At 72.8% G+C, this 14,659-nt stretch carries 16 protein-coding genes; 12 read left to right on the top strand and 4 right to left on the bottom strand.

What is annotated here, in order from left to right; translation table 11 throughout:
* Window positions 1-67: 67 nt before the first annotated feature.
* The 5 genes from ACE3Q8_RS16955 to ACE3Q8_RS16935 all read left to right on the top strand — a co-directional run bounded on the left by ACE3Q8_RS16955 (window position 68) and on the right by ACE3Q8_RS16935 (window position 6,623).
* Window positions 68-2,443, top strand: a complete 2,376-nt coding sequence (locus tag ACE3Q8_RS16955; protein ID WP_374471475.1) for a PAS domain S-box protein — start codon at window positions 68-70, stop codon at window positions 2,441-2,443.
* A 53-nt stretch (window positions 2,444-2,496) separates the two neighbouring features.
* Window positions 2,497-4,059, top strand: coding sequence for an aldehyde dehydrogenase family protein (locus tag ACE3Q8_RS16950; RefSeq protein ID WP_374471474.1), 1,563 nt, complete (start codon window positions 2,497-2,499; stop codon window positions 4,057-4,059).
* 8 nt (window positions 4,060-4,067) lie between these two features.
* Window positions 4,068-4,736, top strand: a complete 669-nt coding sequence (locus ACE3Q8_RS16945) for a nicotinate-nucleotide adenylyltransferase (RefSeq protein WP_374471473.1) — start codon at window positions 4,068-4,070, stop codon at window positions 4,734-4,736.
* Between the two features lie 128 nt (window positions 4,737-4,864).
* Window positions 4,865-5,293 carry a ribosome silencing factor gene (gene rsfS, locus ACE3Q8_RS16940; RefSeq protein WP_374471544.1) on the top strand — a complete coding sequence of 143 codons (429 nt, stop codon included), beginning with the start codon at window positions 4,865-4,867 and terminating at the stop codon, window positions 5,291-5,293.
* A gap of 16 nt (window positions 5,294-5,309) precedes the next feature.
* Window positions 5,310-6,623 (top strand): hypothetical protein, encoded by a 1,314-nt coding sequence (locus ACE3Q8_RS16935; protein WP_374471472.1) that lies wholly within the window; start codon window positions 5,310-5,312, stop codon window positions 6,621-6,623.
* On the opposite strand, the gene ACE3Q8_RS16930 is transcribed toward ACE3Q8_RS16935, so the two are convergent.
* Window positions 6,595-7,095: a DUF2231 domain-containing protein gene (locus ACE3Q8_RS16930; RefSeq protein ID WP_374471471.1), complete on the bottom strand. Its 501-nt coding sequence runs from the start codon at window positions 7,093-7,095 to the stop codon at window positions 6,595-6,597. The two genes, ACE3Q8_RS16935 and ACE3Q8_RS16930, sit on opposite strands and share 29 nt — an antisense overlap.
* 106 nt (window positions 7,096-7,201) lie before the next feature.
* Here ACE3Q8_RS16930 and rlmH point away from each other — a divergent pair, with 106 nt between their 5' ends.
* The 3 genes from rlmH (at window position 7,202) to ACE3Q8_RS16915 (ending at window position 9,980) form a co-directional block, all read left to right on the top strand.
* Entirely contained in the window at window positions 7,202-7,666 is a 465-nt protein-coding gene (gene rlmH / locus ACE3Q8_RS16925) for a 23S rRNA (pseudouridine(1915)-N(3))-methyltransferase RlmH (protein ID WP_374471470.1), read from the top strand.
* Window positions 7,667-8,512: a murein hydrolase activator EnvC gene (locus ACE3Q8_RS16920; RefSeq protein ID WP_374471469.1), complete on the top strand. Its 846-nt coding sequence runs from the start codon at window positions 7,667-7,669 to the stop codon at window positions 8,510-8,512.
* 73 nt (window positions 8,513-8,585) lie between these two features.
* On the top strand, window positions 8,586-9,980 hold the full coding sequence (locus ACE3Q8_RS16915; RefSeq protein ID WP_374471468.1) for a S41 family peptidase: 1,395 nt from the start codon (window positions 8,586-8,588) through the stop codon (window positions 9,978-9,980).
* Between the two features lie 55 nt (window positions 9,981-10,035).
* On the opposite strand, the gene ACE3Q8_RS16910 is transcribed toward ACE3Q8_RS16915, so the two are convergent.
* Window positions 10,036-10,503, bottom strand: coding sequence for a DUF417 family protein (locus ACE3Q8_RS16910; RefSeq protein WP_374471467.1), 468 nt, complete (start codon window positions 10,501-10,503; stop codon window positions 10,036-10,038).
* A gap of 56 nt (window positions 10,504-10,559) precedes the next feature.
* Between ACE3Q8_RS16910 and ACE3Q8_RS16905 the strand changes: the two genes are divergently transcribed.
* From ACE3Q8_RS16905 to ACE3Q8_RS16890, 4 genes are all read left to right on the top strand, one after another.
* Window positions 10,560-11,171 (top strand): hypothetical protein, encoded by a 612-nt coding sequence (locus ACE3Q8_RS16905; RefSeq protein WP_374471466.1) that lies wholly within the window; start codon window positions 10,560-10,562, stop codon window positions 11,169-11,171.
* Between the two features lie 43 nt (window positions 11,172-11,214).
* Complete coding sequence (locus ACE3Q8_RS16900; protein WP_374471543.1) at window positions 11,215-12,339, top strand: divergent polysaccharide deacetylase family protein; 1,125 nt, start codon at window positions 11,215-11,217, stop codon at window positions 12,337-12,339.
* Complete coding sequence (locus ACE3Q8_RS16895; RefSeq protein ID WP_374471465.1) at window positions 12,336-12,842, top strand: RNA pyrophosphohydrolase; 507 nt, start codon at window positions 12,336-12,338, stop codon at window positions 12,840-12,842. Before ACE3Q8_RS16900 ends, ACE3Q8_RS16895 begins: the two co-directional genes overlap by 4 nt.
* 89 nt (window positions 12,843-12,931) lie before the next feature.
* Window positions 12,932-13,693 (top strand): alpha/beta fold hydrolase, encoded by a 762-nt coding sequence (locus ACE3Q8_RS16890; RefSeq protein WP_374471464.1) that lies wholly within the window; start codon window positions 12,932-12,934, stop codon window positions 13,691-13,693.
* On the opposite strand, the gene sugE is transcribed toward ACE3Q8_RS16890, so the two are convergent.
* Window positions 13,690-14,019 carry a quaternary ammonium compound efflux SMR transporter SugE gene (sugE, locus tag ACE3Q8_RS16885; RefSeq protein ID WP_374471463.1) on the bottom strand — a complete coding sequence of 110 codons (330 nt, stop codon included), beginning with the start codon at window positions 14,017-14,019 and terminating at the stop codon, window positions 13,690-13,692. The two genes, ACE3Q8_RS16890 and sugE, sit on opposite strands and share 4 nt — an antisense overlap.
* A 96-nt stretch (window positions 14,020-14,115) precedes the next feature.
* On the bottom strand, window positions 14,116-14,659 hold a 544-nt coding region (locus tag ACE3Q8_RS16880), incomplete at its 5' end, for a hypothetical protein (protein WP_374471462.1).

The raw sequence follows: 14,659 nt of genomic DNA, 5'->3' as shown, positions 1-14,659 counted from the left end.
GCGCCGCACGTCCCCAATCCGGCCGGCGTGCGATAATGTATCTTTCGCGGGACGGAAAACTTCGATCATGGATGCGCAGGCGGAGGCCCGGCGCCTCGCGGCGCTGTTCGAGTACGAGGTTCTGGACACGCCTGCCGAGCCGGCGTTCGACCGTCTGACCGCGCTCGCCGCCGACATCTTCGACGCCCCCATCGCCCTGATCTCGCTGATCGACAGCGAGCGGCAGTGGTTCAAGTCCCGCATCGGCCTCGACGCCGCCTGCACCGCGCGGGACCTCGCGTTCTGCGCCCACGCGATCGAGGGCGGGCCGGCCTCGACGTTCGTCGTTGAGGACGCCACCCTCGACCCGAGGTTCGCCGGCAACCCGCTGGTCACCGGCGAGCCGAACATCCGCTTCTACGCCGGCGCCACGCTGACCACCCACGACGGCCACAACCTCGGCACCCTCTGCGTCATCGACGAGAAGCCGCGCTCGACTCCGCCCGCAAAGGACCTGGAGCGGCTGAAGCGGCTCGCGGCCATCGTGGTCGGCGAGATGGAAGCCGCCCGCGCCAAGCGCCAGGGGGAGGCGACGCGCCTACTGCTCGAGATGGTCGAGCACATCTCCGAAGTGGGCCACTGGCGGCTCGACCTGCGCGACGGGCGGCTGACCTGGTCGGACGAGACCTACCGCCTGCACGGCGTGGACAAGGCGACCTTCCGGCCCGGCTACGACAGCGCCGTCGGCTTCTTCGCGCCCGAGGACCAGGCCCAGATCACCGAGCGCGTGGCCCACGCCCGGGCGACTGGCGAGGGCTACGACCTGCAGCTCAAGCTGACCCGCCCCGACGGGGTGGTCCGCGACGTGATCATCAAGTCGCGCTGTCACGTGGAGCCGGACGGCCAGGTCACCGGGCTGTTCGGCGTCGTGCTCGACATCACCGACCAGCTTCGCGGCCAGCGGGCGGCCGAGCGCAGCCGCGCACGCTACCAGTTGCTCGCCGACAACATGGCCGACACGGTCACCCGGATCCGGCTGGACGGCAGCTCCGGCTACATCTCTCCGGGCATTGAGCAACTGATCGGCTACACGCCGCGCGAGATGGCCGGGCGGCCGGCCCACGCCTTCGTCTGGCCCGAGGACCAGCCGCTGATCCTCGCCACCTTCGCCGAGATGGCCAGGGGTCTGGACGAAAAGACGGTGGAGCACCGCGCCCAGCACAAGGACGGCCGCGCCGTCTGGGTCGAAACCCGCTTCCGCACCGTCCGCGACGCCGCCGGCCAGCCCGTCGAGATGGTGGCGGTGATCCGCGACATCAGCGACCGCAAGGCCGCCGAGGCCGCCCGCGAGGAGAGCGAGGCGCGCTACCGGCTGCTCGCCGAGCACGCCACCGACGTGATCGCCCGGACCGACCTGCGCGGGAAGATCCTCTACGTCACGCCCAGCGTCGAGGCGCTGCTGGGCTACACGGCCGACCAGGCGCTGCAGAGCAACGTCGCCATCGTCGTCCACCCGGACGACCTGGCCGCCTTCGCGGGGGCCTACGGCGACCTGCTGCGCGGGGTGCGGCCGGCGGGCCAGCCGATCCGCTACCGGCTTCGCCGCAGCGATGGGGCCTGGGTGTGGGTGGAGGGCAATCCGCGCCTGGTGGTCGGTTCCGACGGCGCTCCTGTCGAGATCGTCGACGTGCTGCGCAACGTCACTGAGCAGGTGGAACTGGAGGCCGAGCTGCGGCTGGCCCGCGACCAGGCCGACGCCGCGGCGCGCGCGAAGTCCGAGTTCCTGGCCAACATGAGCCACGAGCTGCGCACGCCGCTCACGGCGATCATCGGCTTCTCGGGGCTTCTGAAGGTCCGCACCGACCTGCCGGCCCAGGCGGCCATGTTCGCCCGCCGGATCGAAGGCGCGAGCCAGGCGCTGCTCGCCACCATCAACGACGTGCTCGACTTCTCGAAGCTCGAGGCGGGGCAGGTGGAGATCCGCCCCGCGCCATGTGACGTCGCGGCCCTGGTGGAGGAGGTGGCCGCCGTGCTCGAGCAGCAGGCTTCCGCCAAGGGGCTGACGCTGGAGACCCGGCTGTCCGGCCTGCCGCCGCGCCTGCAGGTGGACCGCGACCGCGTGCGTCAGGTCCTGCTGAACCTCATGGGCAATGCGGTGAAGTTCACCTCCGCCGGCGGGGTGACCGTGAGCGCCGCCTATGAGGAAGCGGGGCTGATCGTCGAGGTGGCGGATACCGGTCCCGGGCTCAGCGAGGCGCAGCAGGCGATGCTGTTCCAGCGGTTCTCTCAGGTGGACGGCTCTGCTTCGCGCAGCCACGGCGGCACCGGACTCGGCCTCGCCATCTGCAAAGGCCTGGTCGAGGCCATGGGCGGGGCGATCGGGGTCGCCTCGATCCCTGGCCAAGGCGCGGTGTTCCGCTTCGTGGTGCCCTGCGAGCCGGCGCTGGAGCCGCTCGGCGCCTGAGTTCCGCTGGCGCGCGGCCCCGCGCGCGGCTAGGTAAGGCTCAGGCTGAGCATATGGACGACGGCGGAACAGGACGGCGCACGCAGGCGACCCGCGAGGGGCGGCTGGAGACGCTCGCCCCCGGCCAGCCCATCGTCTGGGGCGGCGACCGCGTCGCCTATGTGGACGAGGCGCTCGCCCAGGCTTTCCGGGCCGGCGACCGCCTGCTGGTGGCCGACGGCGCCCTGCTGCACGTGCCCGAAGCCGAGCACAGCACCGCCGGCGAGGCGGTAAGCCGCGCCGCCGCCGCCTTCGCCCGCATGGGTGAGGTGGGCGACGTCCAGGTGGACGCCTTCTTCGACATCTTCGCCCGGCATCTGGAGGACGACGCCCGCTGGGCCGAGATCGCCGCGGCCAACGCCGACGACGTGGCCCGCGCCCGCGCCCGTGGCCGCTCCACCACCCGCCTGCAGGTCTCCGACGCCATGCGGGCCGACATGATCGCCGGTCTGCGCGCCTGGCGCGACGCCGAGCCGCCGCGCGGACGGGTGCTGGAGACGGTCGCCCACCAGGGCTGGAGCGTGGAGCAGGTGGTGGCGCCCCTGGGCGTCGTCGGCTTCGTCTTCGAGGGCCGGCCCAATGTCTTCGCCGACGCCACCGGGGTGATCCGCGCCGGCAACACCGTGGTCTTCCGCATTGGCTCCGACGCCCTCGGCACCGCGCGCGCGATCGTGCGACAGGCGTTGGAGCCGGCGCTGGCCGCGGCCGGCCTGCCCGAAGGCGCCGCCGTGCTGGTGGACTCCGCCGCCCACGCCGCCGGCTGGGCGATGTTCGCCGACCCGCGCCTGGCGCTGGCGGTGGCCCGCGGCTCCGGTCCGGCCGTGGCCCAGCTCGGCGCCATCGCCCGGGGCGCCGGCACGCCGGTCAGCCTGCACGGCACGGGCGGCGCCTGGATGGTCGTCGACGCCGGCGCGGACCCCGACCGGCTGTTCGCCGCCGCCTTCCATTCCCTCGACCGCAAGGTCTGCAACACGCTCAACACCTGCTGCATCGTGCGCACCGGCGCCGACGCCCTGCTGCCGGTCTTCCTGGACGCGCTCCAGCAGGCGGGCGAACGCCGCCGCGGGTGGAAGCTGCACGTCGCCGAGGCCGACCTCGATCGCATCCCGCCGGCCCTGCGGGCCGCCCGTGGTCCGGTGATCCGCGCGGAAGGCCCCGTGGACGAGCCGCTCGTGGAGCCCATGGCCGACGAGGACCTGGGTCGCGAGTGGGAGTGGGAGGAGACGCCCGAGGTCACGCTGCGCCTGGTGGACTCGGTGGACGAGGCCGTCGCCCTGTTCAACCGGCTGAGCCCGCGTTTCACGGCCAGCCTGCTCAGCGCCGACCCGGCCGCCCACGCGCGCTTCTACGAGACCATCGACGCGCCCTTCGTTGGCGACGGCTTCACCCGCTGGGTCGACGGACAATACGCCCTCGACCGGCCCGAACTCGGCCTCTCGAACTGGGAGAACGGCCGCCTGTTCGCCCGCGGCGGAGTGCTCGCCGGCGACGGCGTGTTCACCGTCCGCGCCCGGGTCCGGCAGGCCGATCCCCACCTGGATCGCGGGGGCCATCCCACCCCGCCCCGCCGCGCCTGATGGCGAGGATGTGGTTCGCAGGTCCGGCCCGGCGGATCCCGCCGGCCGGACGGCCGAAGGCGCTCCGCCTCGGCTTCGACCTCGCCCCGGGAATGCGCGTGGGCCTGTTCGGCGGCTCGTTCAATCCCGCGCACGAGGGGCACGCTCACGTGGCGGAGACCGCCCGGCGGCGCCTCGACCTGGACCGGGTGATCTGGCTGGTCTCACCCCAGAACCCGCTGAAGCCGACGCACGAAACCGCCGACCTGGCCGATCGCATGGCCGGCGCGCGCGCCTTCGCCGACGGGCCCGACATGATCGTCTCCGACGCGGAGACCCGCCTCGGCTCGCAGTACACGATCGACACGGTCCGCGCTCTGAAGGCCCGCTTCCCGGGCGTGAAGTTCGTCTGGATCATGGGCGCGGACAGCCTGGCGACCTTTCACCGCTGGCGCGGCTGGACCCAGATCATGCGCGAGGTGCCGGTGGCTGTGGTCTCGCGGCCATGGATCTCGCTGAAGAGCCGCTTCGCGCCAGCCGCGGTCCGCTTCCGCGCCTTCCGCCTGCCCGCGCACCGGGCCATGGGCCTTCCAGATGTCCGCCCGCCGGCCTGGGTGTTCCTGTTCGGCCGGTTCAACTTCCAGTCCTCGACGGCGCTCCGCGCGCGCCAGCGCCGGCCCGCCGAGCCGAAGGGCTGAGCGGCCGCGCGCGGCGCAGCGGGAACGCGCCCCGGCGCCTGCGCTTTGACGTCTTTGTGAGGGACGCTGACCCCGGCCCTTTCCCGTGATAGGGTCTGTGGAGCGAGGACATCAAAGGAGCAACCCCGCTGCAACGTGAGACCGCGCCGCGCGCGCCGGAGGCCTCGAACGACGTCCACTCGGACGGCGACGCCTCCCAAGACGACCAGGGTCGCGTCACCGCCCTGGAAGACCTCATCCTGGCCAAGCTGGACGACGACAAGGCCCAGGACATCGTTTTCATCGACCTGAAGGGCAAGAGCGCCGTCGCAGACGGGCTGATCGTCGCCTCCGGGCGGTCGCATCGCCACGTCGGGGCCATGGCCGACCACCTGCTGCGCGCCCTGAAGGACGAGGGCTACGGCCGCGTCAGGGTCGAAGGCCTGCCGCACTGCGACTGGGTGCTGATCGACACCGGCGACGTGATCGTCCACCTGTTCCGCCCGGAAGTGCGCAGCTTCTACAACATCGAGAAGATCTGGTCGGTGGACAGCCCGCACCGCACCGCCGCCATGTGAGCGGACGGCGGTCTCCGTGCGACGGCTGACCGCCATCTGCATCGCCGCCTGCGCCCTGCTGCTGCAGGGTGCAGCGCCGGCTGGGCGGGCCGGGGCGCAGCTCCGCCCTTGGACCGAGGGCCTGCCAGCCTGCGCCGCCCCCGACACCCGTCCCGAGCCTTGCTTCCCGAACTTGGCGCTCAGCCGTGACGGGACGCGCATCGCCGTCGGAGCCCCGGGCCTAGTCACCGTCTGGAGCCGCGAGGACCGCCGCCGCCTCTGGACGTTTCAGGAGCCGCCAAATCCGCTCTTCGCGTCCCGCGCGGCTATGGACGTCGCCTTTTCGGACGACGGGCTCTGGCTGGCGGTGGGCGATGGTCCGGTCCTGCGGCGGCTGCTGGACGCAACGAACGGGCGGCAGGTGTTCGAGCTTCGCGACGGCCTGTTCCTGCCGCCGCCGCTCCGAACCGCGGACGGCCGCAGCCTCGTCGTCGAGAACATCGAGTGCGAGCGCGACATCTACCAGGTGGAGCTCGACCCTCGCGGTCGCGCGCTGCCGGCCATCGGCCCGGTCGACCGGGCGGCGGGACGGGACTACACCCAGTCTCGCGAAGCCCGGCCGCCGGCCTGCCAGCGCCCTGAGCTGGTCGGCCCCCGCGAGATCAGCCTGGCCCATGACATCGCGGTGTGGGAGCGCGTCGGGCCTTGGCCCTCGCGCGCGCTGGAAGTCTACGCCCGCGGTCGCGCGACACCCCTGTGGACGCGCTCGACGGCCAACGTCGGGGGCCTGAACCACCTCTCCCGCGACGGCTCGCGCCTCCTGACCCTGGACAGCCGGCTGGACGCGGCGAACCGCATCGTCGGCCAGACCCTGGCGGTGGTCGACAGCCGCACGGGCCGGCCCGTGGTCGAGATCGGCGATTGCCGCTATGCCCGGCTCGTCGCCCGCCGGGGCGACCAGGGCTTCGTCGTCTCCTGCTGGACTCTCGAGGATCCCCTGGCCCACGTCGTCGCCCTGGATCCCGCGCCCAGCCGCTGGACCACCCGGCAGGAGGACGCCTGGCGGGCCCACGCGCTGTTCGGCTCCCCCGACGGGAGCGTGGTCCTGGCGCACGAGATCGAGACCTGGCCGAAGGCGGACGGCACGGTCCGGTTCGGCCGCACGCGTCTTCGGCTCGCCGACGCCGCGACCGGCCAGACGCTCGGCGTGGCCCCGCTCGGCCGCTACGACGGCCCGCTGGACGATCGCGATGTGGCCCTGTCCGACGCAGGGCGGGTCGTGCTGTTCGACGCCGGCCGCGGCCCCATGCTGTGGACGCCGCTCAGCGGGCCAGGCGGTCCCCCGTCCTGACGCGGACGGCCGCCATGGCCTCGTCGTCCACCCCGACCCGGTGGCGATAGACCAGTTCCCCGCCCAGCCAGCCGGTGAACAGCAGGATGGCCAGCGTCGCCACCGACAGCGTCACTCCGGCGGGCGCCACAGCCGCCTCGGCGCCTGTCGTGGCCCGCAGGTAGAAGCTCACCGCCGCCAGCGCCACGGCGATCAGGTTGCCGACCATGTGCAGCCAGGCCTGCCGCAGGCGGCGGACGTCGCGATCGCCGAAGAAGTCGATGAAGCCCAACACCGCGGCGAGCAGCGCGCTCGCCACGCCCGCGCCCAGCAGCCACATGGACGCCTCCGCCCAGCCCGGACGGGCGGTGGACAGGTAGACGATGTCGGTGATCGGCGCCGCCGCCAGGAAGGCGATCGGGAACGGGATCAGCATCGGGTGCAGCGGGTGGCCAGCCACCTTCGCCGTGCTGTGGGGGTGATGGTCGGACATGGGTGTCCCTCTCCTGCGGTTCCTCACCGCAAGGGACGGGCTGAACCGTGGAAAGGTTCCCGTCCGGGCCTTTTGACGGGCCCGCGAAGCGCCTAAGGCTTGCGCCGTGAAGATCGCCATCGTCGCCGTCGGACGCCTCGCCCGCTCGCCCGAGACCGAGCTGGTAAAGCTCTATGTCGAGCGCGCCACGAACGCCGGACGCGCGCTCGGGCTGGGGCCTGTCGAGGTGGTGGAGGTGGAGAGCCGCAAACCGGGCAAGGCCGCCGAGGGGGAGGCGCTGCGGCCACACCTCGCCGACGCCCACGTGATCGCCTGCGACGAGCATGGCGCCGCCCGCCCGTCGCGGCGCTTCGCCGAGGAGATCGCCGCGCTGCGGGACCGGGGCGTGCGGCGGCTGGTGTTCCTGATCGGCGGAGCCGACGGCCTCGACCCCGACCTGCTGGCGCAGACGAACGGCAAGCTGGCCTTCGGCCCTCAGACCTGGCCGCACGCGCTCGCCCGCGCCATGCTGGCCGAACAGGTCTATCGTGCGGTCTCAATTCTGGCGGGTTCGCCCTATCATAGGGACTAGATGCTGAAGGCGGCGGCGATCGGCGGGAGCGTGGCGGCGGTGGCCGTGGGCGCAGTCGCGCTGGCCCAGACCGGCGGCGAGCGCCTGGCGCGCCTGAACCTCGCCGAGACCCAGCTCTCCGCCGAGCAGGCCGAGAACATGAGCCAGCTCGCCCGGCTGCTGTCGGTGCTGGAGCAGATCCGCCGCGATCCCCCGCCGGCCCTGCTGGTGTCGCCCGAGGACGCCAAGGACGCGGTGCGCGCCGCCATCCTGGTCAAGGCCATGACGCCGGAGCTGCAGGCCAGGGCCCGCACCTACGCGACGGCCGCCAACGAGATGATGCGCCAGCGCCGGCTGGCCGCTGTCCAGAGCGAGGCCCTGTTCACGACCGAGAGCCTCGCCGCCGAGCAGGCCCCGGAGGCGGAGCGCGGGGCGCCGGAGGCCGGCCGCCTGCCGCCGCTCCCGGCCGAGGCCATCCGGCCGCCCGATGTGCTGATCGCGCCCGCGGCCGGACCGGTGATCCGCCGCTTCGGCGCCCCGGTGGCCGGAGGCGGCCACGCCAATGGCATCATGATCCAGACGCCGCGCGCCGCCCGGGTCACAAGCCCGGGAGCGGGCGCTGTTCAGTACGTGGGCCCCGTGAAAGGTTGGGGCGTCATCCTTATTTTAAGGCTGGCGGGCGGCTATCATCTCGTGTTGGCTGGCCTTGAGCGACCGTCGGTCTCGGTCGGACAATCCGTCGCGCCCGGACAGCCTGTCGGATGGATGCCCGATGATCGACAATCGCCCTCGGAACTCTATCTGGAGGTCCGGGAGCAGGGCGCGCCGGTGGATCCGGGGCGCTGGCTGAACCAAAACCGGGGCTGAGCGCTGCATGAACAGCGGTCGGGGGGCTCGGGTCATAAGCGGCGAGAGCCGCAGAGGGGAGCCTGAAAAGGCGATGAAGAAGTACCTCCTGATCGGCGTTTCGGCCTTCGTGCTCGGCGCGGGGTCCATGGCCTACGTGAGCCAGCAGGCGATCGCCTCGGCGGAGCCCAGGGCCAAGACCTACCGGATGCTCGGCCTCTTCGGCGACGTGCTCGACACCGTCGAGCGGCAGTACGTCACCGACGTGGACGACACCAAGCTGATCCAGGCGGCGATCGACGGCATGCTGACCAGCCTCGATCCCCACTCCGGCTACCTCGACCCCGAGAATTTCGACGACATGCGCGATCAGACGCGCGGCGAGTACGGCGGCCTCGGCATCGAGGTCACCAGCGAGGACGGGGTCGTGAAGGTGATCTCGCCGATGGACGACACGCCGGCGGGCCGCGCGGGCATCAAGGCCGGCGACTACATCACCGCGGTCAACGGCGAGAGCGTTCTCGGCCTCACGGTCACCGAGGCGGTGAAGCAGATGCGCGGCCGTCCCGGGGAGGCCGTCACCCTGACCATCGCCCGCGAGAAGTCCGATCCTTTCGACGTGAAGCTGGTCCGCGAAGTCATCAAGCCGCGCTCGGCCACGGCCAAGATGGAAGGCGCCTACGGCGTCCTGCGCGTCTCCACGTTCAACGAGAAGACCACGGACGAGGCCCAGGCGGCTTTCGCCGAACTGCGGGCCAAGAACCCGCAGATGAAAGGCCTGATCCTCGACCTGCGCAACAATCCGGGCGGCCTGCTCGATCAGGCGGTGGCGGTCTCCGACCTGTTTCTGGAAGGCGGCGAGATCGTCAGCCAGCGCGGCCGCGATCCCCGGGACGTGGAACGCTACAACGCCCGCCCGGGCGACATCACCGGCGGCCTGCCGATGGTGGTGGTGGTCAACAACGGCTCGGCCTCGGCGGCCGAAATCGTCGCCGGCGCCCTGCAGGACCGCAAGCGGGCCGAGGTCGTGGGCCTGACCACCTTCGGCAAGGGTTCGGTGCAGACCGTCATCCCGCTGCGCGGCGGCATGGACGGCGCCCTGAAGCTGACCACGGCGCGCTACTACACGCCGTCGGGCCGCTCGATCCAGAAGACGGGCATCGAGCCGGACCTCGAGGTGGCGTCCAGTCGCGACGAGGCCCAGGCGATCGCCAACCGGGCGTTCCAGTTCTCGGAGGCCTCGTTCCGCAACGCGCTGAACGCCGACGAGGGCAAGGTGCGCCGGGGCGCCCACGAGCCGGCTGAGGCGCCGCCGGAGGCCTTCGACACCAAGAAGGACTTCCAGCTCGCCCGCGCCGCCGACGTGCTGCGCTACGGCTCGGTGGCCGCGACGCCCAAGCTGCCGAAACCGACGGCGAAAATGGCCGAGGTGGTCGGCTCCAAGGCCCGCGTGGCCGAGGTCAAGCCGCCCCAGACGACCCAGAAGTAAGCGCGAGGCCCAGGCCTCACGGAGGGGCGGTCCCGCGGGGCCGCCCTTTTCGCGTTCAGCGCCGGCCGCCGAGGCTTTCGGCGAACAGCAGCAGGGCCGCGCCCAGCAGCACGAGGTCCTTCAGGAAGAGCTGGCCCACCCCAAGGGTGAGTAGCGGGATCTGGGCGTCGGCCACCAGCACGCCGGGGGCGGTGAACAGGAAGCTGGCCGTGATGAACGACGTGCCGGCCGCCAGCAGGGCGCCTGCCCGAGCCGGCCAGCGCGTCGGCCAGCGCAGGCCGGACAGCAGCCCCAGGCCGATCAGCACCTCCACCGCGGCGAACAGGCGGCTCGCGTTGCGCACGCCCAGCCACTCGTACCAGTGGGCGAGGAACGGGCTGCTGGCGGCGTACGGACGCACCGCGAACGCCTCGTAGGCGGTCAGCTTCTGCAGCCCGATGCCGAGGAAGATCAGGCCGAGGACCAGCCAGAGATAGCCGGTGGCGAAGCGGCGCAGGCCGGCGGTGGGGGCGCGTCTGGGCAAGGGACTCTCCGTACGGACGGGAGGAACCGCCCTGCCGTCCCCGGGTTGCGGCGTCAATGGCGAAGCCGTCCGCCTTTCCGCCGGAGCCCTGGCGCCTCACCGCCGAGGCCTGGGCGTCGTTCTGGCTCGTCCCGGCGACGTACGCCCCGTTCGCCCCCCCGCCGGGGTGGCGGCCGGTGAGGCTGTGGGGGCGGCTCTGCGTCGGCGCGGCCTTCGCCACCTACCGCTCGCCCGGCGACCTCGCCTATCGCGAGCTGGTCGCCGCGGTCCTGGTGCGACGCGGGCTGCGGGTCGCGGTGACCATCCCCTGGATCTGGGTCGACAGCGCAGCCTCCCGCGACGGGGCGCGACGCCTCTGGGCGATCCCGAAGGAGATGGCGGCCTTCGAAGGCTGGCCGGCCCACGCGGCGCCGGGGCTGGCCGCCGTGGACGCCGTGGCCGGCGCGGCCCTGCCCGGCCGCTGGCCGGCGCCGATCCGCGTGGCGCAGGGTCGGGGAGCCGAGCCGGTGGAGACGCCGGTGCGGCTGGTCGCCCGCCTGCGGCTCGCCCGCGCCTGCTGGCGGGCGGCGGGACCGCTGGCCTTCCTGGATCGCCGCCGGCCGCTGCTGTCCCTGCGGCTTGACGACGCGCGCCTGCTGTTCGGGCGGGAGCCGGCGACCCTTCGTTAACCATATGGCGGGAGGCTCCGGCCACTGGAGCCCGACCTTGGCCATGATCGCGATTCCCCGTCTGCAGGCGCCGGCGGTCAGCCTTGAGAAGCTGCGCGGGCTGGCGGCCAGCCCCTATGCCGGCGTCGGCGCCGCGGGGGCCCTGCTGCTGGTGGCCGCCGCCTCCCTGCTCGCCATCATGGGGCCGGCCGACCCCAGCGCGCCCATCGTCCATGTCTCCCTCGACCAGGCGCTCCGCGCCGCGCCGCACGGCTGGCGCGAGGCCCTGCCGAAGGTGAAGGGCGCGCCGGTCACTGAGGACCTCGTGCGGCTGTCAGACCGCCCGCTCGCGCCGCTGGCCGGCGGCGACTGGAACACGCCGTCCCCGCTCGTCGACCGTGCGCCGCCCAGCGGGCCCCTGCCACGCGCGCCCATCGCCGGCCTGTTCGCGCCCGGGCCGGGCGGCCCGCTGCCGATCATCGCCGCCGACGGCCGCACGCCCTTCGAGGCCTATGCCCGCCCATTCCGCGACAACGGCAAGCCCAAGGTGGCCCTGGTGATCGGCGGCCTGGGCCTCAACGCCCGCGCCACCCAGCAGGCCATCGAGACCCTGCCCGCGCCGGTGACCCTGTCCTTCGTCGCCTACGCCGAGGGCCTGCAGGGCTGGATCGACCTCGCCCGGCAGCACGGCCACGAGGTGCTGCTCGAGACGCCGATGGAGCCCGAGGACTTTCCCGAGAACGATCCCGGCCCCTACGCCCTGATGGTCGACGGGGGGGCGGCGGAGACCGCCAAGAAGCTGGAGTGGGTGCTCTCGCGGGCGACCGGCTACTTCGGCGTCACCAACTACCTCGGTTCGCGCTTCCTGGCCGACGAGGGCGCCTACGAGGGCTTCGCCGCCGCGGTGCGCGCCCGCGGGCTCGGCTTCATCGACGACGGCTCGGCCGGTCGGCGCGGCGGCGGCTTGCCGCGCGCCACCGCCGACCGGGTGATCGACGACCAGCTCACCGCCAAGGCCATCGACCAGCAGCTCCTGGCGCTGGAGGCCGGCGCCCTGCAGCGAGGCAAGGCGCTGGGCTCCGGATTCGCCTACCCGGTAACCCTCGAGAAGGTCGCGCGTTGGGCTGCCAGCGTGGAGCAAAGGGGCTATCAGCTTGCCCCTGCCTCCGCCCTGGCCGAGAAGCGATGAGACCCGAACGCGACGATCCCCTTCCCCACCACAGGCCGAACGTCGGCGTGGTGCTGTTCCACCCCGACGGACGGGTCTGGTTCGGCCGGCGCGCCGGCGCGCCCGGCCCCTGGAACTGGCAGTTCCCGCAGGGCGGAGTCGACGCCGGCGAGGACTTCGAGGCCGCCGCCCGCCGGGAGCTCGAGGAGGAGACCGGCGCCCGGACCATCGCCTATCTCGGCCGCACCGACGGCTGGATCGCCTACGACTTCCCGGAGAACATGGGCGGCCCCAAGGCTTGGCGTGGCTTCAAGGGACAGAAGCAGGTGTGGTTCGCCTTCCGCTTCGATGGCGACGAGACGGAGTTCGACCTCGCCGCCCACCACGAGCCGGAGTTCGACACCTGGCGCTGGGGCTGGCTGGCCGAAGCGCCGGGCCTGGTGGTGCCGTTCAAGCGGGCGGCCTACGAGCAGGTGGTGCGCGCCTTCGACGGCTTCGCGGCCCCGATGCCGCACCGCGCCTGAGACCGCAGGACCCCTTTGGCGTTCCGGGTTAGGATGGTGGCGGCGACTGGGTCCCGCAGAAGGCCGGCGCCGGTCCGGACGAGGGGATCATGACGACCACGGTGATGGTCCACGGCGCATTCTGCGGCGGCTGGGCGTTCGAGCGCTTCCGGCGTCCCTTCGAGGCGGCCGGCCACCGGGTGATCGCCCCGGACCTGCCCGGCCACGCCGCCGGCGACCCGGCGGGCGCGGTGACCAACCTCTCGATGACCGACTACGCCGCCGCCGTCGCGGCGCTGTGCGAGAGCCTGTCCGAGCCGCCGGTCCTGGTCGGCCACTCCATGGGCGGCCTCGTGGCCCAGCTCGCCGCACGGCGCGTGCGTCCGCGCGCCCTCGTGCTGCTGGCGCCCTCGGCGCCGTGGGGCGTCGCCGGCTCCAGCTTCGAGGAAGCGGCGACGGCCTTCGGGATCCAGATGCTCGGCCCGTTCTCCTCCGGCGCCGTGGAGCCCGACCTGGGCCTGATGAAGCGCTACAGCCTGAGCCGGATGCCGAAGGGGGAGCGCGCGCCGATCCTCGCCAGCCTGCGCCCCGAGAGCGCGCGGGCGCTGCGCGAGACGCTGAACTGGTGGCTGGACCCGTTCATGACCACGAGCGTTGGCCCGGGCCCCCTCGGCGCCCCGGCGCTCGCCGTGGCGGGCGAGCACGACCTCGTCCATCCGCCGGCCACCGTGCGCCTCACCGCCGATCGGGTCGGCGCAGGCTTCCTGCAGATGCCGGGCATGAGTCACTGGCTGGTGGGGGAGCCGGGCTGGGAGGAGGTGGCCCGCCGGGTGCTGCGCTGGCTGGCCGAGGAGGCTCGCGCCGCCGCCTAGGCGCCGCCCCCCGGGCTGAGGAACTTCAGCCCCAGGATTCCCGCGATGATCAGCCCCAGGCACATCAGCCGGAGCGCCGTGGCCGGCTCCTTGAACAGCAGAATGCCCAGCACCGCGGTGCCCACCGCCCCGATGCCGGTCCAGACCGCATAGGCGGTGCCGATCGGCAGGCTGCGGACCGCCAGACCTAACAGGCCCATGGAGAGCACCAGGCTGACCGCGGTGAAGATCGTCGGCCCCACGCGTGTGAAGCCCTCGGTGTACTTCAAGCCGATCGCCCAGCCGATCTCGAACAGGCCGGCGATGAAAAGGATGACCCAGGCCATGGCGGACTCCCAGGATTCTGCGGGGTCGTCCCCGCGGGCAAAAGAAAAGCGCCGGGGTCGTCCCCGGCGCTGATCCGCTCGGCGCTGGCCGATCCCTTAGAGCTTGCGCTCCTGGTACTGCAGGGTGCCCATGTCGTAGCGGGCGTTGACCTGGCTGTCGTCCGGCTTGCGGACGGTGGAGAAGTTCAGGCCGATGGACTGGGCCGAGGACAGGCTCTCCCACGAACGGCGCACGCGCTTCAGGCCGTCCGGATCCACCGGCTGGGTGTAGTTGGCGGTGGGGTCCAGCGGCGGCTGGCGGGTGAACGCCCACACGTTCAGGCCCTTGGCGATCTCCTCCGCCTGGCCCGGACCGTAGCGGAGCTCGGCGAAGCAGACGTCCTTGTTGGAGCCCTGCGGGAACAGGACCACCTGGTAGGCCTTCTGGCCGCCCAGCATCTTCGCCCACGTCATGTCCCGGCGATTCTGCTTGAAGCCCTGCGCCTTGGCGAGGTCGTCCAGCTTCTGGCCGCGCACGGCCGGCACGCAGACGTTGTCCAGCACCGCGATCACCTCGGCCGCGGGGCCGGAGGTCGGCAGCGTCGGCGCGGGCTCGGCGGCGGCGGGCGCCGGGGTCGCGGCCGGCGGGGCCGCGGCGGGG

Origin of the sequence: Phenylobacterium sp. (assembly GCF_041913825.1) — a bacterium.
GTDB lineage: Bacteria > Pseudomonadota > Alphaproteobacteria > Caulobacterales > Caulobacteraceae > Phenylobacterium.
Note: the sequence above shows the minus strand (reverse complement) of the source record. Positions and strands in the feature narration are given on the sequence as shown.